The organism is Pseudomonas sp. Q2-TVG4-2 (assembly GCF_013620795.1).
In the GTDB taxonomy this organism is placed as follows: domain Bacteria; phylum Pseudomonadota; class Gammaproteobacteria; order Pseudomonadales; family Pseudomonadaceae; genus Stutzerimonas.
The window spans coordinates 22,622-40,737 of sequence record NZ_LGLW01000013.1 but is presented as its reverse complement, the minus strand read 5'-3'; the positions used below and the strand labels follow the sequence as shown (position 1 = coordinate 40,737).

Genomic DNA, 18,116 nt, shown 5'->3' with positions numbered 1-18,116 from the left:
CTCATGAAGTTGATGCGTAACCTGCTGACCCCTGCCCTCGCCCTGCTGCTGGCTGGCTGCGCCGCTCTCGCCCCGCAGGAATCCGTCGAAGGCCCCGGCAACGCGGAAGATTGGAAGGCGCACAAAGCGCAGGTCAGCGAAATCGATGGCTGGCAGATCAGCGGGAAGATCGGCATTCGCGCACCGCAGGATTCGGGCAGCGGCACCTTGTTCTGGCTGCAACGCCAGGACTACTTTGACATTCGCCTGTCTGGCCCGCTGGGCCGCGGCGCCACTCGCCTGACCGGGCGCCCCGAGGCCGTCGCGCTGGAGGTCGCGGGCCAGGGCCGATTCGAAGCCAAGTCGCCGGAAGCGTTGGTTGAAAGCCAACTCGGCTGGCAGTTACCCGTATCGAATTTGCTCTGGTGGGTACGTGGCCTCCCCGCTCCGGATAGCCGCAGTCGCGTTGCATTGGACGCCAACGGCCGCCTTGCCGGCCTTCATCAGGATGGCTGGGATGTTCAGTATCTCGGCTACAGCGAGGAAGACGGCTACACCCTGCCGTCACGTATCAAGCTGGCCGGTCGAGACCTGCAAATCACCCTCGTCATCAAGGACTGGCAGCCACGCCGGCTCGGCCACTGATGGTTAGGCTGACCTTGCCGGCTCCGGCCAAACTCAACCTGATGCTGCACATCCTCGGTCGCCGCGCCGACGGCTATCACGAGCTGCAGACCCTTTTCCAGTTTCTCGACTACGGCGACGAGCTCAGCTTCACCTTGCGTACCGATGGCCAGATCCGCCTATGCACCGAGCTGCCCGGCGTCAATCACGACAGCAACCTCATCGTGCGCGCGGCCCGCCTGCTGCAGGCACATAGCAGCTGCGCACTTGGCGCCGACATAGAGCTGACCAAGCGTTTGCCCATGGGCGGCGGTATTGGTGGTGGCAGCTCCGACGCGGCGACCACTTTGCTGGGCCTCGACCATCTGTGGCAAACCCGTCTGGGCGAAGACGCTCTGGCGGAGATTGGCCTCTGCCTTGGGGCCGATGTGCCCGTGTTCGTCAGAGGGCGCGCGGCCTTTGCCGAGGGGGTGGGCGAGCGCTTGCAACCGGTCAATTTGAGCGAACCCTGGTTCCTCGTTATCGCCCCGCAAGTCTCTGTTAGTACAGCGGAAATATTTTCCGACCCGGAGTTGACACGTAATACCCCGGCCATTACAGTTCGCAGCCTTCTTGCAGAGGGCGGTCATAACGACTGTCAGCCGGTGGTCGAGAAGCGTTATCCAGAAGTGCGTAACGCTTTGAGCTTGTTGAACAAATTTGTTCCAGCAAGAATGACCGGCACTGGAGCTTGTGTGTTTGGGAGCTTCCCAAACAAAGGTGAGGCTGATAAAGTTTGCCGCCAACTTCCAGCCGATTTACCAGCTTTCGTAGCTCAAGGGCGCAACATTTCGATGCTGCACCGAAGGCTCGCGCAACTGGCGCAGGAAATGAGTGGTTAGAGGTTGTACATTACAGGGGCGTCGCCAAGCGGTAAGGCACCAGGTTTTGATCCTGGCATGCGTTGGTTCGAATCCAGCCGCCCCTGCCATAACCTTTCGAGGTTGTACAACTGCAAGCACATTCAGGGCTACATCTACAGGGGCGTCGCCAAGCGGTAAGGCACCAGGTTTTGATCCTGGCATGCGTTGGTTCGAATCCAGCCGCCCCTGCCAAACATCACGAGAGCTGTTCAAAACGCCTGGCCTTTTGAACAGCTTTTTGTTTCATCGGATCCACCCTCAGGCAGGTACTGCGCGTGTCCAAGATGATGGTCTTCACGGGGAACGCCAACCCCGACCTGGCCCGGCGTGTTGTACGTCAGCTGCATATTCCCCTCGGTGACGCCTACGTCGGAAAATTCTCCGACGGCGAAATCAGTGTCGAGATCAACGAGAACGTTCGTGGTAAGGACGTCTTTCTGATTCAACCGACCTGCGCCCCCACCAATGACAACCTGATGGAACTGGTCGTGATGGCAGATGCCTTCCGCCGGTCCTCCGCCACCCGCATTACGGCCGTCATCCCCTACTTTGGTTACGCCCGTCAGGATCGCCGTCCGCGTTCCGCACGTGTGCCGATCAGCGCTAAGGTCGTGGCCGACATGCTCGACGTAGTGGGTGTTAACCGCGTTCTTACCGTTGACCTGCACGCCGATCAGATCCAGGGCTTCTTCGACATGCCTGTGGACAACATCTACGGCTCGCCGGTCCTGGTCGACGATATTCAGGCTCAGCGCTTCGAGAACCTGATGATCGTCTCCCCCGACATCGGCGGTGTGGTGCGTGCTCGCGCCGTCGCCAAGTCCCTGGGTGTTGATCTGGCGATCATCGACAAGCGTCGCCCGAAGGCCAACCAGTCCGAAGTGATGCACATCATCGGTGATATTGAAGGCCGGACCTGCATCCTCGTAGACGACATGGTCGATACCGCTGGCACCCTGTGCCACGCTGCAACTGCTTTGAAAGACCACGGCGCCGCCAAGGTCTATGCGTATTGCACTCACCCGATTCTGTCCGGTCGTGCCATCGAGAACATCGACGGTTCGGTCCTCGACGAACTGGTAGTAACAAATACCATTCCGCTGTCGGCTGCCGCTCAAGCCTGTACCCGTATTCGCCAGCTGGACATTGCGCCAATGGTGGCTGAGGCGGTTCGCCGCATCAGCAATGCTGAATCGATCAGCGCGATGTTCCGCTAAGCCGAAAGCTTAGCCATTCGCGCAGAACGAAAATGTGCCCCGCCTCGTGCGGGGCTTTTTGCCCAACCGCCCGGTAGTGCTGGTCGCGAGCACTTCGGGCGCGTTGTTATCCTGGAGAAACACAATGACTGATTTCACTCTGAATGCCCAAGTGCGTTCCGACCTGGGGAAAGGTGCGAGCCGCCGCCTGCGTCGTAACGCCAGCCTCGTCCCGGCCGTCATCTACGGTGGCGACAAGGCCCCGCAGTCCATCAGCCTGCTGGCCAAAGATCTGGCCAAGATGCTGGAAAACGAAGCGTCCTTCAGCCACGTGCTGACCCTCAACGTCGACGGCCAGAGCGAATCCGTTCTGATCAAGGCGCTGCAGCGTCATCCGGCCAAGAGCTTCGTCCTCCACGCTGACTTCGTCCGCGTCGTAGCCGGCCACAAGCTGACCGCTACCGTTCCGCTGCACTTCATCAACCAGGAGACATCGGTTGGCGTGAAGCAGCAGGGTGGCGAAATTCTGCATAACATCAACGAAGTGGAAGTCTCCTGCCTCCCACAGGATCTGCCAGAGTTCATTGAGGTCGACATGGCCAAGGTTGAAATCGGTCAGGTTCTGCACATGACCGATCTCAAGCTGCCGAAAGGCGTCGAGTTGGTTTCCCTGTCGCACGGCAGCGACCTGCCGGTCGCCAACGTTCATGCGCCACGCGTGAACAAGGAAGACACTCCGAAAGAAGAAGGCGCTGCCGAGTAATCCACTCGCAAGCATCTGAGGAAGGGCCTCTGTCGTGACTGCCGTCAAACTGATCGTCGGCCTGGGTAATCCAGGCCCTGAATACGACCAGACCCGGCATAACGCAGGGGCCTTTTTCGTTGAGCGTCTGGCCGCCCACAAGGGCGTCAACCTCAGCATCGATCGTAAATACTTCGGGCTGGTCGGCAAGTTTCGCCACCAGGACGAAGATGTCCGCCTGCTGATCCCCACCACGTTCATGAACCGCAGCGGTCAGGCGGTGGCGGCACTGGCCGGATTTTTCCGAATTCCTCCTGAGTCCATCTTGGTCGCCCATGATGAACTCGACATGCCCCCCGGCATCGCCAAGCTCAAACAGGGCGGCGGCCATGGCGGGCATAACGGGCTGCGCGACATCATCGCCAGGCTCGGCAATCAGAACAGTTTCTACCGCCTGCGTCTGGGCATCGGCCACCCCGGGCACAGCAGCCTGGTGACTGGCTATGTGCTGGGACGCGCGCCGCAGGCGGAGCGCGAAAAGCTGGATGCCAGTATCGATTTCGCCCTTGATGTGCTGCCCGAAATCCTCGCTGGCGACTGGACACGGGCCATGCAGCGGCTGCACAGCCAGAAGGCCTGACGTGCAAGCCTGCGGCAAACACAAGACAAAGCAACGGCTGGGATCGGGCGCTTCTCTCTTATCCACGCCCAAAGCCGTTTAACGTAGTTTGGCAACGCCGGTAGCTCAACGCTGCCAGCCAACACCGAGGCAAATACACCATGGGATTCAATTGCGGCATCGTCGGCCTGCCCAACGTCGGCAAGTCCACTCTGTTCAACGCGCTAACCAAGTCCGGTATCGCTGCGGAAAACTTTCCCTTCTGCACCATCGAGCCGAACAGCGGGATCGTACCGATGCCCGATCCACGCCTTCAGGCGCTGGCGGAGATCGTCAAGCCCGAGCGCGTGGTGCCTACCACCATGGAATTCGTCGATATCGCCGGCCTCGTCGAGGGCGCCTCCAAGGGAGAGGGACTGGGCAATAAGTTCCTGGCTAACATCCGCGAGACCGACGCCATCGCCCACGTGGTGCGCTGCTTCGAGGATGAAAACGTCATTCACGTTTCCAACTCGGTCGATCCTAAGCGCGACATCGAAATCATCGAGCTGGAACTGATCTTCGCCGACCTCGACAGCTGCGAGAAGCAGCTGCAGCGCGTCACCCGCAACGCCAAGGGTGGCGACAAGGAAGCCGTGGCGCAAAAGGCGTTGCTGGAGAAGCTGATCCCCCACTTCACCGAAGGCAAGCCGGCCCGCACCCTGTTGAAGGCGCTCGGCGACGATGAAGTTCAACTGGCCAAGGGCTTCCACCTGCTGACCAGCAAGCCGGTGATGTACATCGCCAACGTCGCCGAGGACGGCTTCGAGAACAACCCGCACCTGGACGTGGTCAATGCCATCGCGGCCGAAGAAGGCGCCGTGGTGGTGCCGGTGTGCAACAAGATCGAAGCGGAAATCGCCGAGCTGGACGATGGCGAGGAGAAAGACATGTTTCTCGAGTCGCTCGGCCTCGATGAGCCCGGCCTGAACCGCGTGATCCGCGCCGGTTACGAACTGCTCAACCTGCAGACCTACTTCACCGCCGGTGTGAAGGAAGTCCGCGCCTGGACCGTGAAGGTTGGCGCCACCGCCCCCCAGGGCGCCGCCGTCATCCATACCGATTTTGAGAAAGGCTTCATCCGCGCCGAAGTGGTCGCCTATAACGACTTCATCCAGTACAAGGGTGAAGCTGGTGCCAAGGAAGCCGGAAAATGGCGCCTGGAAGGCAAGGAATATATCGTCAAGGATGGCGACGTGATGCACTTCCGCTTCAACGTATAGCGAGACGCAGGAAAGCCGTACTACGGCGGCCTTCGCAGAGCACACCGAACCCCGTAATCACTGAAGTGATACGGGGTTTTTTGCGCCCAAGGAATCCAGAGAAATCACCGGAGCCTCTCGATCCGCGCCCCCCGTGGCCGACGCCTCGCTCTCCTGCACTTCGTCGGCCGGCTCAACGGCTGCCGCCAGGGTAGCGCTGGCGAGTCCATTGGGTGTGGCCTGGTGCTGCAGCGGAGCATCCGCCTGCAGATGCTCGCCGGTCACCCGGCCCTGCCCCACCGATAACGCCAACAGCGCGCTGCAGCCAGCGAAGAAGTAATACAGGCTTGGCGCACCGAAACCCTCCATCAACGCACCGGCCAGCAGCGGCCCGACGCACGCACCGACGCCGAATGCACCCAGCAACAGGCCAGCCAGCGAAACCCTCAGCTCAGGTTCGATATTGTCGTTGGCAAGAGCGACACCCAACGGGTACAGACAGAACTGTAGAAAGCCAATGCAGCCGCCGAACAGTAGCAACCAGGCGAACGTCAGGTGCTGAAGATATGCCAGCGGCAAGCAGGCAAACATCAGCAGTACCGCCACGCATCGAATCAGACTGGCACGCGGCAGCCGATCCGATAGCCAGCCAAGGGGCAGCTGCGCCACAAGACCCGCTGCGATGGACAATGCCATGAACTGGCCGATCTCGACGGTGCCCAGGCCCTGCCGGGCAGCGTAGATCGACGCCAAGCCATAGAAGCCCCCGTTGACGATGCCCGACACCAGGCAAGTGATCAGCGATTGCGGCACCCGCTCCAGGAAAAGACGAATGTCGATGGGAGCTGGGTGCAGATCGGCCGGATGCATGCTACGAGTCAGCGCCACGGGCACCAGACACAGCGCAAATGCAATGGCGACGCCGAGCATCAGGCGAATATCCAGGTCACCGCCAAGGCTCAGGGCCAGTTGGCCGAGCATCATGCCGATATACACCGCGACCATGTAGATGCCCAGCACCTTGCCTCGCTGATCGCTCTGCGCGCGATCGTTGAGCCAGCTTTCCAGCACCATCAACTGGCACATCATGGCGAGCCCTACCACGCCGCGCAACAACAGCCAGAGCGGCAAAGCACTGCTGAACTCATGGGTCAGGACAGCGGCACAAATGACGCCCGCACAGGCGACATAGGTACGGATATGCCCGACCCGCTCGATCAGCACGTGGCCTACCTTGCCGCCCAACACCATCCCCAGTGCATTGGCCGCCATCAGCGCGCCTGCCCACAGCTCGGCCACGCCATCGGCATTCAGCCGCAGCGCCAGATAAGTCATCAACAGGGTCGAGCCAAGCTGCATCAGCAAGGTGGCCAGGTACAACGCGCCAAACGTCTTGGTCAGTCCGAGCACCGGCCTGCCTCCCTTTCAATAAGCGTCAACCCTGCGCGCGCCAATTCGTGACCGGCGTTACCATGCGGTCACATTCCAATCGACCAAACGGAATGACAAGCACACCGAGCGTTCAGCGCTGACGCTAACGCTCGTCACCTGCCTCGGCGCGTTTCAGACCAGGCCGTGGCGCTGCTTCCAATCGCCCGGGTGCACCACGTAGCCGAACAAGGCATGGCCGCCATAGACCAGTTCGGTGCCTTCGGGTATCCACAGCAGCTGCCCCGGTTCAACCCGATACAGCTCGCCGTTGGCCTGCAGCTCGAAGCAGCCCTCGATGACGAAAATCACCTCGTCATAAAGCAATGTCCAGGCGACCTCGGCGCCTTCCCAGCGAGCGAAGCCAATGCCGATGTTCGGCGACACCTCGTTGCTGATCGCGCGCGCCACGTAGGCCGCGCCCGGTGGGCCGCCACGGGGGATGAAATCGAGATCATGATGATCCACCCGCAACACGGGTCCACGTCCGGAAACGACCTTGCTCATAGCTCACTCCGACTGTTCCAGGCTGCCAGGCGAATGCGCGAGCGCACCCCTAAGCCGAGAAAGGGTTCAGGCGGATTAAGCGACGGCATGCCCGTCACCGCCTGGATGTCGCGCAGCTGCGCCGAGTCGGCCTGCACCGCGAGATCCGCCAGCAACGTCCCAGAGATAGTGCCCCAAGCCGCACCGACGCCGTTGTCACAAGCCGAGGCGTAAACGCCCTGCTCCAACTCACCGAAGAAATTGGTGAAGTTGCGAGAGATGGCATAAACCCCACCCCAGGTGTGGCTGAAGGGCACCTCAGCCAACTGCGGAAAGCGCGCCAGGAAGGCCTTGCGATGATCCTCGCGGATACTGGTGCGCATGGCCTCGCTGCTGCTGCGCCCATACTTGGGCACATGCTTGTAGGTGTTGCGGATGATGATTCGACGGTCCTGGGTCATGCGCACCGTGGTGCCGGCATGGTCCGCCGGGGTCAGGCCCCAGTCGAGCTGCCCGCCATAGGCCGCCAGCTCGGCGTCGCTCAACGGCCGGGTCCAGCTGGCGAATGTCATCACCGGCAGCAAACGGTTGCGCAGGTAACCGAACTCCTGGGTGAAGATGCTGGTGCCGAGCAGCAGTTGCGGGGTGCGGATGCGCCCGTTGCTACCGTGCAGCAGCCAACCGCCCTGACCATCACGCTCGAGACGCTGGATTGGCGACTCTTCAAGCAGCTCGACATTGCCAGGCAGCGATCGAGCCAGACCGGTGACCAATGCCGCCGGCTGCATCAGGTAACAGCCCGGCGTGTAGATTGCGCCGCTGTAATGCTGGGTGCCGAGAACCCGGGCCAGCTCGCTGCGCTCGACCCACTCGAAGGATTCGCCGAGGCCCTTGAGCAGATGTTCGAAATGCTTGAGATAGGCCAGCCCGCGAGGGCCCACCGCCCCCTGATATTTCCCGGCGTGCGACCACTGGCATTCGATGCCGTGGCGCTGGATCAGCCCCTGCAGTTGTGCGATGGCGGCGCGGTTGAGCCCCAGCAGACGCTGCTTATGTGCTGGCTCGGGATGTTCCAGCGCGAACTTGTGCGGCAGGTCTATGACGAAACCGGAGTTGCGCCCCGAGGCGCCATAGCCGACGCGCTGGGCGTCGACCAGCAGAATGCGCGCCTGCGGATGGTGTTCGGCGAGGCGTCGCGCGGCAGCCAGCCCGGCGAACCCGGCGCCGATAACCGCGTAATCGGCACGCTGCTCACCCTGCAAACGGGTACAAGCCTGTGGTTCGGGCAATGCGCTATACCAGCCACAACTGGCGTCGTCATGGGGCAGATTGATTGAGCTTTTCATGATGAACCCTCAGGCGACGGCCCGTTGTGCGTTCTGGCAGGATTGCAGCCAAGCGTTGCGTTGCAGCTGAGCCTGACGACCGAGCAGCACGAAGCCGCACAGTTGCCCTTCGCTATCGTAGAAACCGGCACTCAGACCGTCATCGGCGGGTGTCACCCGCCATTCACCGGCACAGCCAGCGGCAGGCGCCAGCAGGCACAGCGGGGCGACGGGCGTCTTAACCGTGACCGGCATCAACGGATAGCTAACCTCCGTCGGCTGCCCCAGCAGGGTCTTGCTGAGTGCCTGTATGCCCTGATTGATCGGCGCCAGGTACGGCAGCAGCTGACCTTCGATCTCAATGCCATCACCCAGAGCGTAAATTCCTTCCTGCGAGGTGCGCAGCTGCGCATCGACCCGTATGCCGCGCCCCACCGCAACCCCAGCACTTTCGGCCAGGCCCAGGTCCGGACGCAGGCCCACCGCAGAAAGCACGAGATCGGCATCCAGCTGCCGGCCATCGGCCAGGCTCAGACGGTAGCCCTGCTCCAGCGGATCGATCCGCTGCAGCGTGTTCTGCAGATACCAGTCCACCCCCAGCTCGGCCAGCGCCGCCTGCAAGTGCCGGCCCGCTTCGACTGGCAGCAGACGCTCCATCGGCCACTGGCCGAGACCGATCACGCTGACCTCGAAACCGCTGCTCGCCAGGTCATTGGCGAATTCGCAGCCGATCAGGCCATCACCGAGAATCGCCACCCGCCGCGCACCGACCAGACGCTGGCGAAAGCCCTGGTAGTCATGCAGATTGTTGATGCTGCACAACGCGTCGGTAGTGCCTGCGATAGGTAGCCGGATCGGCTGAGCCCCACAGGCCAGCACTAGCTGGCCATACTCCATCTCGCCGAAACTGGTATGTAGCCGCCGCGCGGCGCTGTCGATACGCTCGACAGAGCAATGCGGGTAAATGCGAATATTCAGGCGTTTTTCGATGGCCAGAGGCGGCTCACCCGCCATCGCTTCGGCAGTCTTGCCTTGAGCCAGACCGATCGATAAGCCCGGCTTGGAATACAGATGCCCGGATTCGCGAGTCAAAACGCGAATCTCGACCTTCGGATCAGCCTTGCGCAGCGTCTGAGCCAGCCCGTAGCCGGCATAACCGCTACCGATGATGACGATCGGCTGACGCGGCGTCGGAGCGGATTGCACGACCGGCGGCTGCGGCAATGGCGTGCTGGCGGCAACGTCGGCGATCACCGACTCGCTGACATCGAGCATCTCGAAATCGCTCTTGCCGACGCCGCATTCGGGGCATTTCCAGTCTTCGGGCACATCAGCCCAGCGCGTGCCGGCGACGATACCGTCCTGCGGCCAGCCGAGGGCTTCGTCGTAAATCAGGCCACAAACCACACAAAGCCAAGTCTTGAACATATCAATTACTCCCCCGCCACGCGGATCGCCACGTTCTTGGTACGAACGTAGCTGTACAACGCCTCCTGGCCTTTTTCCCGGCCGTAACCCGACAGGCCGACGCCGCCGAACGGCGTCTCAATGCCGCCTGCATACCATTCGTTCACGAACACCTGGCCCGCCTTCAAACGGCGCGAACAGCGCATGGCGCGATTGATGTTCTGGGTGAACACGCCAGCGACGAGGCCGAAATCGGTTCCGTTGGCGATGGCGATGGCCTCCTCTTCCGTGTCGAAGGGAATCACCGTCAGCACCGGACCGAACACCTCCTGCTGGGCGATAGACATCTCGGGGCTGACATCACGAAACACCGTCGGCCGCATGAAGTGTCCGCTTCGGTCGCTGAACGCCTCGCCTCCGGTGGCGGCCACGGCTCCCTCGTCAGTCGCGCGTCGGCACAGAGTTTCGATGCCGGCCAGCTGGCCGGCGCTGATCACCGGAGTGAGGTCGGGGTTGTCCTGGCCGAGCCCGACGCTGAGCCCTTCGGCCAGCGCCACCACGTCCGAGACGATTTCCTCGTAGATGTCACGCTGGACCAGCAAGCGCGACATGGCCGAACAGACCTGGCCAGCGTTGAAAAAAATCCCGCCCTTGACGCTGGCCAGCAGCTGCTCGCGGTCGGCATCGGCAAAGACGATCGCCGCCGACTTGCCGCCGAGCTCCATGACACAGGGAATGGCGTGCTCTGCCGCAGCGCGCAGGATCGATTGCCCGGTTGCAACCGAGCCGGTGAAGACGATCTGGTCCACCTTGGCGCTACTCACCAGATGCGCACCGGTTTCTCGACCCAGACCGCAGATCAGATTGACCGCCCCATTCGGCAAGCCCGCGTTGGCGATGGCGCGGATCAGCACGCACATGCCCAACGGCGAGAGCTCCGGGGATTTGATCACCACCGCATTGCCGGCAGCCAATGCCGGCGCCAATGAGCGCGCGCAGATGGATACAGGGAAATTCCAGGGCACGATCTGCGCCGAAACGCCGATCGGGTCGTAAACGGTGAAATCCATGTAGCCGTCGCCCAACGGAATCGAGGTGCCCTCGATCTTGTCGGCCATGCCCGCGTAGTACTCGAAATAACGTGCGGCCTCGGTGAACTCATCTCGGGCGTCGGCCAGGCTCTTGCCATTCTCCTGACACAGCACCCAGGCGCCTTCATCCGCCAGGTCGCGAATCTCGTTGGCGATCCGCAGCAACCAGCTGACGCGCTGAGCCGGGCGCACCTGGCTCAATGCGCCGCTGTCGGCACAACGCCGCGCCGCCAGCAGCGCGCGCTCGGCGTCGGCGACACCGGCCCGAGCGACGGTGGCCAGCGGCTCGGCAGTGCCTGGGTTGTTCACCACCAGATGCTGCGGGCTGTCGACCCATTCACCATCGATGTAATTCAGCCAATGGGAGGCAATCGAATGCATGGCGGCTTCCTCAGGCGGACGGCGTGATTTCGAGCAGCTGACGCGCAGCCCACTGATGGAAGAAGTGCGTCGGGACATCCATCACCGGCGAGAAGACGCCGCCGGTATAGCCCGGCGAGAGGCGGCCTTTCTGCATACCTTCCACCGAGCTGATGTCCTCGGCGAACACCACCTTCCAGGACTCTAGAATCGCGCTGCGGCAGGCGGCATACTCGTCGCTCAGAGCCTCGTCGCCAACGTAGAACAACCGCAAGTGTTCAATTGTCCGGCCCGGCGCGACCGGCTCCAGCTGCATCGCGAAGGCGTGATCGGCCTGGATACCGAGCAATACGTTGGGGAAGAAGGCCACATATTCGGCGTTGCGCAAACGATCCTGCGGCCAGCTGGGAAACTTCGGCAGGTGAGTGCCGGCAACATCCGACAGGTTGTAGGCGTGGCTGCCCTGCCCGGCGAAGCGCTCGTCGAACAGGATGTTGTAGTGATCTTCCAGCCTCGAATAGCTGTTGAGGCTCGGGTGTACCCACGGCAGGTGGTAGGCCTCGCAATAGTTCTCGACAGCCAGTTTCCAGTTACAGTTGATGTCCAGGGTGGTGGCGTCCTGGCCTGGCCGGCGACGCAGCAGGCTCATGCCATCCTCACCGAGGAACTGAGACCAGCGCGCGGTCAGCGGCGCCAGCATCTCTTCCAGCGGCTGAGCATCGCCGGACAGGTTGATGAACACCATGTCCATCCAGATCGAGCTGCGCAGCGACTTCAGGCCGTGCTTCTCGCAGGCAAAGCGTTCGTCCTTGTGGTTATCGATCCCACCGACATGCGGCGTGCCGCGCAGGTTGCCGTTGAGGTCATAGGTCCAGGAGTGATACGGGCAGCGAATCACGCCCTGCACTTCGCCCTCTTCCTGCACCAGCTTCATGCCGCGATGACTGCAGACGTTATGAAATACCTGTACCAGGCCTTCGCGGTTGCGCATCAGCAGCAAGGGCAATCCCATGAAGTCGATCGGCTTGACCGAGCCATTCTTGACCAGATCGCTGGCGAAGCCGACGCACGCCCAGGTCTTGCCCATCACTTCGTCGCGCTCCAGCTCAAAATAGCGCTGGTCCGTGTAAAACTCATTGGCAAGCCCGGTAGCTTGGTCGATCGGGTTGAATATGCGTTCCAGTTGTTGAACCGGAATGAGTCGAGAGCTGGAAGTTGTCATTGTTGTTCTCCCCTGCAAGGCACGGTTTTTTTATGATCGACTGGCACGCTGGTCCAGTCCGTTGGCAGGGAGTTTCATCAACCGCTGGATGCCTCCACAAACGATTTTTCCGGCGGCATTAATGATATTTCCTCATGAGACGAGCTGCCGCTCGTTTGGATGGACAAGTCATAACGACGGGCAACGAGTGGCCGCTCGATCGATGCGGAAAACTCATAAGTCAATGAGAAAAAATGGCTTGTTGATTACCGGCATCAGCGGTCACTTTGATGCCGCAACAAGGGCAGCCGGGATACCGGCTCCATCTGCCACATGCCTGTCTTGTGGCTGTCTTCGACCGTTTGGCCGAGGCTGTGGGATGGAGCTCTCCACGGGCTGCACCAAAACCCTTTACAACAAACACAAAAAGGGACATTTGCGATGCATGCACAGTCAGGCCCGTTCCGCGGCCTCAACCCCACCGTTACCGTGGTTTCCAAGCTGCTTGTCATCGGCTTCGTAGTGCTTTGTGCAGTACTCGCCGAACAGGCCGGTGCCTTCTTCCAGAACACCTCGGATTTCATTCTCGGCAACTTCAAGTGGTTCTACCTGAGCCTGGTCAGCAGCGTGTTGGGCTTGCTGTTGTATCTGATGGTCAGTCGCTTCGGGCACATACGCCTGGGTCGCGACCATGAGAAGCCGGAGTTCTCGTTCGTGTCCTGGATCGCCATGCTGTTCAGCGGCGGCATGGGCATCGGCTTGATCTTCTGGTCAGTTGGCGAACCGATGTTGCACTACGCCAGCAACCCGCTCACCGAAGGCCTGACCGACGAGGCTGCCACCGCCGCCATGCGCCTCACCATGTTCCACTGGGGTCTGCATCCTTGGGCGATCTTCACCATGATTGGCTTGGCCCTGGCCTACTTCGCCTATCGCAAGGGCTTGCCATTGACGATGCGCTCGATCCTCTACCCGCTGATCGGCGATCGTATCTACGGCCCCATCGGTCATACCGTCGACATCATCGCGGTCGCGATCACCGCGTTCGGCGTGTCTCAATCGCTGGGGCTCGGCGTGACCCAGATCAACACCGGTTTCAATCAGGTGTTCGGCCTGCCGGTCAACTTCGGCGTGCAGGCGGTGATGATTGCGCTGATCAGCGGCTGCGCCATTGTCTCGGTAATGTCCGGCGTCTCGCGAGGCATCCGCCGCCTGTCTGAATGGAACATGGTTCTGTCGATTCTGCTGATCGCCGTGGTGCTGCTGCTCGGCCCTACCCGTTACCTGCTCAATCTCACCCTGGAAAGCACCGGCGATTACCTGCACAACATCGTCGGCCTGAGCTTCTGGAGCGACACCCAGAAAGACAGCGGCTGGCAGAACTGGTGGACCGCGTTCTACTGGCCCTGGTGGATGACCTGGGGTCCTTTCGTCGGGCTGTTCATCGCTCGGGTTTCCCGTGGCCGCACGATTCGCGAGCTGGTTGCCGGCACGCTGCTGGTACCGACGCTGGTGACGGTCGTGTGGATGTCCGTTCTTGGCGGCTCAGCGCTGAAGGCCGAGCAGGATGACCGTATGGCGCACCAGCAGAAGGTCGAGAGCGGCCAACTGGTTGGCGAAGCGGCGGTGTTCACTGGCGGCGAGGTACTGACGGCGACCAAGGCGGAAACCACATCGGCAATCTTCACCCTGATGACGCGGATAGATGCCGGCGTGATCGGGCAGCTGCTCAGCATCCTGGTCTGCCTGATGCTGGCAACCTACTTCATCACCTCGGCCGACTCCGGCACATTGGTGCTCTGTACCCTGTGTTCCAATGGCGATGCCGAACCTCCACAAGGCATTCGCCTGCTGTGGGGCGTGTTGCAAGCCTTTATCGCCATGGGGCTGCTGTATGCAGGGGGCTTGAAGACGATCCAGATGGCCTCGATCGCTGCCGGTTTGCCGATTGCCGTGTTTATTCTGGTAATGAGCTACAGCTTGATGCGCTGCCTGCGTCAGGAGACCTTTATCGGACTGCCGATGCCAACCCCGCAGCCGGACGACTCGCTCGACGCTGATCAGCAGGAGCAAGATCCGAATCGCCGTGGCCAGAGCATGGCTGCTCGGCCGGCATCACGCGCGCAGGATACGCAGGTGCTTCAGCCGGTCACCTGAATCACTAGCGCCCCTCGCCCCCACGCTGCCGCCGGCCAAAAGCCGGCGGCGGTTCTTTTTCGGCTTCGGTAGGCCTATTCCTCGGCAATCGCCGTCGGCAGCTGCTCGAGCAGCCAGCTGCGAAACCGTGTCACGCTGTGGCGGCTGATGCCTCGGCTCTGGGGTTCGAGCAGGCAGAATTTCGCCTTTGTCCTCAGCACGGCCTCGATGGGTCGAACCAACGCCCCGCTCTGCAAATGAGCATCGACCAGATTCGACCACCCGAGAGCAATCCCCTGACCACTCAGCGCAGACTGGATCAGCATTGAATAGTTGTTGATATTGATGCGTTGCTTGGGCTCCGGCGCCTTCTGCCCAAGCTGCCGGAACCATTCCTGCCAACCGATCCAATCCATCTGCGGATCTTCCAGCCACAGCCAGGTACAGCCGGCCAGCTGCTGCGGCTCGGTCAGCCCAGGATGTTTGGATAGGTAACCGGGGCTGCAGACTGGGAACACCTCTTCGGAAAACAGCGGCATCACCTGGATACCCTTCGGCGGTGTACTGCAGTAGTACAGCGCCAGATCGCAATCCAGGCGGGCATAATCCTTGACGTGGTCGTAGGCGATGATTCGCAGATCAATCTCTTCGTTATCTCGCTGAAATTCGGCCACCTTGGGCAATAGCCACAACGAGGCCATCGCCGTACTGGTAGCGACAGTGACCTGCTGCGCGCCACGCCAATGTCGAATCTCTCCGGTGGCCTGGGCGACCTGGGTAAGCGCGTCACGCACCGTCTCGTAGTACTGGCTCCCGGTCGGGCTCAGGTTGATCGACCGAGTGGTGCGCTCGAACAGGGTCTTGCCCAGATAATCTTCGAGCAGGCGGACCTGCCGGCTGATTGCCCCCTGAGTGACATTGAGCTCGTGCGCGGCGAGGGTAAAGCTCAGATGCCGCGCGGCCGCTTCAAACGCCACCAGGCTGTTGAGCGGAGGGAGCGGATGGATTTTCATAGGTGAACCACGCTTAGTTTGTCTCGGGTCATGCCGGGATCAGAAGGGTGACTTGTCTCGCCAGCCATGAAAAGCGCTCGCGGCAGAACATCAATCACAGACGACGGGTATGTCGCGCCAGGCACCATCGATTGTTTGTTTGCGCGTGTACGCCATAACTGGATAGTGGATTCGAAGCCCAGTCCTCGCCAGGTTTTTTGTGGAGACCCGGCGCAACTTGAAACCGCTAGCTTATGCCAGACTCCAGAGATGCCCCGCTCCGTGCGTTCGGCCGGACAGCGAACGGGCACGACTTCGCTCTACAGCACACCTTACTGACGACTGGTACGGCAACTTGTTCTCAGCTAGGGAAATTCGTCCCGCTTGTGTGGTCGGAACAGGCAGATTTGCCGACGCCGGAGTATTGATGAACAGCCTCACCGAACCACCTCTGCACTACCTGAACGACGCGTTTTTCGATCGGGACGCGCAACTCGTCGCCCAGGATCTGCTGGGAACCGTGATTCGTCATTGCGTCGATGGTCTGTGGTTGTCGGCGCGAATCATCGAGACCGAGGCCTACTACGTCGACGAGAAGGCCAGCCACTCCTCGCTCGGCTACAGCCCGTCTCGGCGGGCGATGTTCATGCCGGCCGGGTATCTCTATCTCTATTACTCGCGTGGCGGTGATTCGCTGAACTTCAGCGTGCAGGGCGACGGCAACGCGGTGTGCATCAAGGCCGGTTATCCCTGGGTCGATTCGCTGTCCTGTGAAGAATCCATCGATCGCATGCGCTGCAACAGCCCCGCTGCGGCTGGCGGCCCGCGGCCGCTGACCCGCCTCTGCTCCGGCCAGACGCTGCTGTGCAAGGCGCTCGGCCTGACGGTAAAGGAATGGAACGCGCAACGTATGGACCCCGCGCGACTTCGTATCGACGATATCGGCGCACGCCCCGATATCGTCCAGACTACGCGGCTAGGTATCCCGACCGGGCGCGATGAGCATCTGCCCTACCGCTTCGTCGATGCGGGCTTCGCCGCACACTGCACACGCAATCCGCTGCGCCGTGGGCAAGTGGAAGGCGACGACTATGCACTGCTGCGCCGCGAGCTATTGGCGAGCTGAAAGGCCCTTAAGTTGCCGTCCTGATCAAACGAATACGGGTGATCTCCGATGGCGCGCCGAAACGCAGCGGTGGTCCCCAGTAACCAGTCCCGCGGCTTATATAAATCTGCATCTCGCCGACACGCTGAAGGCCCGCCACCCATGGCTGCTGCCAACGCACGAAATGCATCCAGGGCCAGAACTGCCCGCCGTGCGTATGGCCGGATAGCTGCAGATCGCAACCAGCGGCCAACGCGGCCTTCGCCGACCGCGGCTGATGCGCCAGGAGGATGCGCGGCACATTCGGCGGTGCACCCGCGAGCGCCGCGGCCGGATCGCTGCGATGACCGGGTCTGAACAGCTCGGCCGAATAGTCCGCAATGCCCGCCAACACCAACCGAGCGCCCGCCTGTTCGACCAGCACGTGACGGTTGAGCAGCACCGCCATGCCCAGCCGCTCGAATTCAGCAATCCAGCTGTCCGCACCGGAGTAGTACTCGTGGTTGCCGGTCACCACGTAAACGCCGTGACCAGCCCTCAGCTGAGCCAGTGGTGCGATGTCGTCGGCCAGGTCGGCGACGCTGCCGTCCACCAGGTCGCCAGTAATGACCACCAGGTCGGGCGACAATCCGTTGACCCGCTTCACGATCGCCTCGATATAGCCTTGCTTGATCGTCGGGCCCACATGGATATCGCTGAGCTGAACGATTCTGAACCCGTCCAGCGCGGCAGGCAGATTGCGCATGGCGATGTCGCGCTCCACTACCCGAGCGGTTCGCCGTGCGTTTAGCAGCCCGAACAGCGTCACCGCCAGCACCGCGGCGATCACGGCCAACGCTGAGTTCTGCGTGAACGCTGCCGACTCCCAGCCCAGCAGCGATGCCAGCGCCAGCATGAAGGCGCGAACCAGCGAAAAAACCGCCAGACTGGAAAAGATTCCCATGGCCAGCAAGCCGGACCATGCCAGCAGCGCGCTACCCGACCCTCGCACCAGCACGCCATAGCGCATCAGCACTGCAGAAAGCACGAGGTACCCGCAGGCCAGAACGCTGCCCGGCAATCCAAGCGATAAAGCCGGAATCAACGTGACGCCAACGAACACATGCAGGCCAATCAGCAGTACCCCAACCAGCAACCGCCTGTTCATGCTTCTGCTCTTTAGAGAGATATTTGAAGAATTTGGAATCGACCGCTCACGCCGGCAGTTACGCATCTGGCCTTAGCGCTCGCGCAATGGTGTCACGGAAGCGGCAAACGCTGCAGCGGCTATGCCAGCAGGCTG

16 protein-coding genes, 2 tRNA genes and 1 pseudogene are annotated in these 18,116 nt (G+C 61.5%); 10 read left to right on the top strand and 9 right to left on the bottom strand.

Going from position 1 to position 18,116, the window contains the following annotated elements; all coding sequences use genetic code 11:
* The first annotated feature begins 3 nt into the window (after positions 1–3).
* The 8 genes from lolB (at position 4) to ychF (ending at position 5,324) form a co-directional block, all read left to right on the top strand.
* Complete coding sequence (gene lolB / locus H3028_RS19650) at positions 4–624, top strand: lipoprotein insertase outer membrane protein LolB (protein ID WP_181298905.1); 621 nt, start codon at positions 4–6, stop codon at positions 622–624.
* Positions 624–1,484, top strand: a complete 861-nt coding sequence (gene ispE / locus H3028_RS19645) for a 4-(cytidine 5'-diphospho)-2-C-methyl-D-erythritol kinase (RefSeq protein ID WP_181298904.1) — start codon at positions 624–626, stop codon at positions 1,482–1,484. The genes lolB and ispE overlap by 1 nt, the downstream gene beginning before the upstream one ends.
* Positions 1,485–1,498: 14 nt before the next feature.
* Positions 1,499–1,573, top strand: a tRNA-Gln gene (locus H3028_RS19640).
* 49 nt (positions 1,574–1,622) lie between these two features.
* Positions 1,623–1,697, top strand: a tRNA-Gln gene (locus H3028_RS19635).
* An 83-nt stretch (positions 1,698–1,780) separates the two neighbouring features.
* The gene (locus H3028_RS19630; RefSeq protein WP_181298903.1) at positions 1,781–2,722 is read left to right on the top strand and encodes a ribose-phosphate pyrophosphokinase; all 942 of its coding nucleotides are present in this window, start codon (positions 1,781–1,783) and stop codon (positions 2,720–2,722) included.
* A gap of 124 nt (positions 2,723–2,846) precedes the next feature.
* Positions 2,847–3,464 carry a 50S ribosomal protein L25/general stress protein Ctc gene (locus H3028_RS19625; protein WP_181298902.1) on the top strand — a complete coding sequence of 206 codons (618 nt, stop codon included), beginning with the start codon at positions 2,847–2,849 and terminating at the stop codon, positions 3,462–3,464.
* A gap of 34 nt (positions 3,465–3,498) precedes the next feature.
* Positions 3,499–4,083: an aminoacyl-tRNA hydrolase gene (pth, locus tag H3028_RS19620; RefSeq protein WP_181298901.1), complete on the top strand. Its 585-nt coding sequence runs from the start codon at positions 3,499–3,501 to the stop codon at positions 4,081–4,083.
* 140 nt (positions 4,084–4,223) lie between these two features.
* The gene (gene ychF / locus H3028_RS19615) at positions 4,224–5,324 is read left to right on the top strand and encodes a redox-regulated ATPase YchF (protein ID WP_181298900.1); all 1,101 of its coding nucleotides are present in this window, start codon (positions 4,224–4,226) and stop codon (positions 5,322–5,324) included.
* A gap of 57 nt (positions 5,325–5,381) precedes the next feature.
* On the opposite strand, the gene H3028_RS19610 is transcribed toward ychF, so the two are convergent.
* The 7 genes and pseudogenes from H3028_RS19610 to H3028_RS19585 all read right to left on the bottom strand — a co-directional run bounded on the left by H3028_RS19610 (position 5,382) and on the right by H3028_RS19585 (position 12,622).
* A complete protein-coding gene (locus tag H3028_RS19610) occupies positions 5,382–6,713 on the bottom strand; it encodes an MFS transporter (RefSeq protein WP_309109569.1) in 1,332 nt (443 codons plus the stop codon).
* Positions 6,714–6,866: 153 nt separating this feature from the next.
* Positions 6,867–7,238: an ethanolamine utilization protein EutQ gene (locus H3028_RS19605; protein WP_168425623.1), complete on the bottom strand. Its 372-nt coding sequence runs from the start codon at positions 7,236–7,238 to the stop codon at positions 6,867–6,869.
* Entirely contained in the window at positions 7,235–8,563 is a 1,329-nt protein-coding gene (locus H3028_RS19600) for an FAD-binding oxidoreductase (protein WP_181298899.1), read from the bottom strand. Before H3028_RS19600 ends, H3028_RS19605 begins: the two co-directional genes overlap by 4 nt.
* A 9-nt stretch (positions 8,564–8,572) precedes the next feature.
* A complete protein-coding gene (locus tag H3028_RS19595; RefSeq protein ID WP_258237856.1) occupies positions 8,573–9,817 on the bottom strand; it encodes an FAD-dependent oxidoreductase in 1,245 nt (414 codons plus the stop codon).
* Positions 9,806–9,970, bottom strand: a pseudogene (locus H3028_RS21365) (rubredoxin); the annotation flags it as partial. The pseudogene H3028_RS21365 and the gene H3028_RS19595, both read right to left, overlap by 12 nt.
* A 5-nt stretch (positions 9,971–9,975) precedes the next feature.
* Entirely contained in the window at positions 9,976–11,421 is a 1,446-nt protein-coding gene (locus H3028_RS19590) for an aldehyde dehydrogenase family protein (protein ID WP_181298897.1), read from the bottom strand.
* Between the two features lie 10 nt (positions 11,422–11,431).
* Entirely contained in the window at positions 11,432–12,622 is a 1,191-nt protein-coding gene (locus H3028_RS19585) for an aromatic ring-hydroxylating dioxygenase subunit alpha (RefSeq protein ID WP_181298896.1), read from the bottom strand.
* 420 nt (positions 12,623–13,042) lie between these two features.
* On the opposite strand from H3028_RS19585, the gene H3028_RS19580 reads away from it, so the two are divergent.
* Positions 13,043–14,758, top strand: coding sequence for a BCCT family transporter (locus H3028_RS19580; protein WP_181298895.1), 1,716 nt, complete (start codon positions 13,043–13,045; stop codon positions 14,756–14,758).
* A 74-nt stretch (positions 14,759–14,832) separates the two neighbouring features.
* Here H3028_RS19580 and H3028_RS19575 read toward each other — a convergent pair whose 3' ends face one another.
* Entirely contained in the window at positions 14,833–15,750 is a 918-nt protein-coding gene (locus tag H3028_RS19575) for a LysR substrate-binding domain-containing protein (RefSeq protein ID WP_181298894.1), read from the bottom strand.
* A gap of 406 nt (positions 15,751–16,156) precedes the next feature.
* Here H3028_RS19575 and H3028_RS19570 point away from each other — a divergent pair, with 406 nt between their 5' ends.
* Positions 16,157–16,855 carry a DNA-3-methyladenine glycosylase gene (locus tag H3028_RS19570; RefSeq protein ID WP_181298893.1) on the top strand — a complete coding sequence of 233 codons (699 nt, stop codon included), beginning with the start codon at positions 16,157–16,159 and terminating at the stop codon, positions 16,853–16,855.
* Positions 16,856–16,862: 7 nt separating this feature from the next.
* Here the strand turns inward: H3028_RS19570 and H3028_RS19565 are convergent, their stop codons facing one another.
* Entirely contained in the window at positions 16,863–17,981 is a 1,119-nt protein-coding gene (locus H3028_RS19565; RefSeq protein WP_181298892.1) for a metallophosphoesterase, read from the bottom strand.
* Positions 17,982–18,116: the final 135 nt, after the last annotated feature.

Excerpts from the sequence above, each read along its gene's own strand:
- lolB (WP_181298905.1), top strand. The coding sequence starts at position 4 with ATGAAGTTGATGCGTAACCTGCTGACCCCTGCCCTCGCCCTGCTGCTG.
- ispE (WP_181298904.1), top strand. The coding sequence starts at position 624 with ATGGTTAGGCTGACCTTGCCGGCTCCGGCCAAACTCAACCTGATGCTG.
- H3028_RS19625 (WP_181298902.1), top strand. The coding sequence starts at position 2,847 with ATGACTGATTTCACTCTGAATGCCCAAGTGCGTTCCGACCTGGGGAAA.
- ychF (WP_181298900.1), top strand. The coding sequence starts at position 4,224 with ATGGGATTCAATTGCGGCATCGTCGGCCTGCCCAACGTCGGCAAGTCC.
- H3028_RS19605 (WP_168425623.1), bottom strand. The coding sequence starts at position 7,238 with ATGAGCAAGGTCGTTTCCGGACGTGGACCCGTGTTGCGGGTGGATCAT.
- H3028_RS19600 (WP_181298899.1), bottom strand. The coding sequence starts at position 8,563 with ATGAAAAGCTCAATCAATCTGCCCCATGACGACGCCAGTTGTGGCTGG.
- H3028_RS19595 (WP_258237856.1), bottom strand. The coding sequence starts at position 9,817 with ATGCTCGATGTCAGCGAGTCGGTGATCGCCGACGTTGCCGCCAGCACG.
- H3028_RS19590 (WP_181298897.1), bottom strand. The coding sequence starts at position 11,421 with ATGCATTCGATTGCCTCCCATTGGCTGAATTACATCGATGGTGAATGG.
- H3028_RS19585 (WP_181298896.1), bottom strand. The coding sequence starts at position 12,622 with ATGACAACTTCCAGCTCTCGACTCATTCCGGTTCAACAACTGGAACGC.
- H3028_RS19580 (WP_181298895.1), top strand. The coding sequence starts at position 13,043 with ATGCATGCACAGTCAGGCCCGTTCCGCGGCCTCAACCCCACCGTTACC.
- H3028_RS19575 (WP_181298894.1), bottom strand. The coding sequence starts at position 15,750 with ATGAAAATCCATCCGCTCCCTCCGCTCAACAGCCTGGTGGCGTTTGAA.
- H3028_RS19570 (WP_181298893.1), top strand. The coding sequence starts at position 16,157 with ATGAACAGCCTCACCGAACCACCTCTGCACTACCTGAACGACGCGTTT.
- H3028_RS19565 (WP_181298892.1), bottom strand. The coding sequence starts at position 17,981 with ATGAACAGGCGGTTGCTGGTTGGGGTACTGCTGATTGGCCTGCATGTG.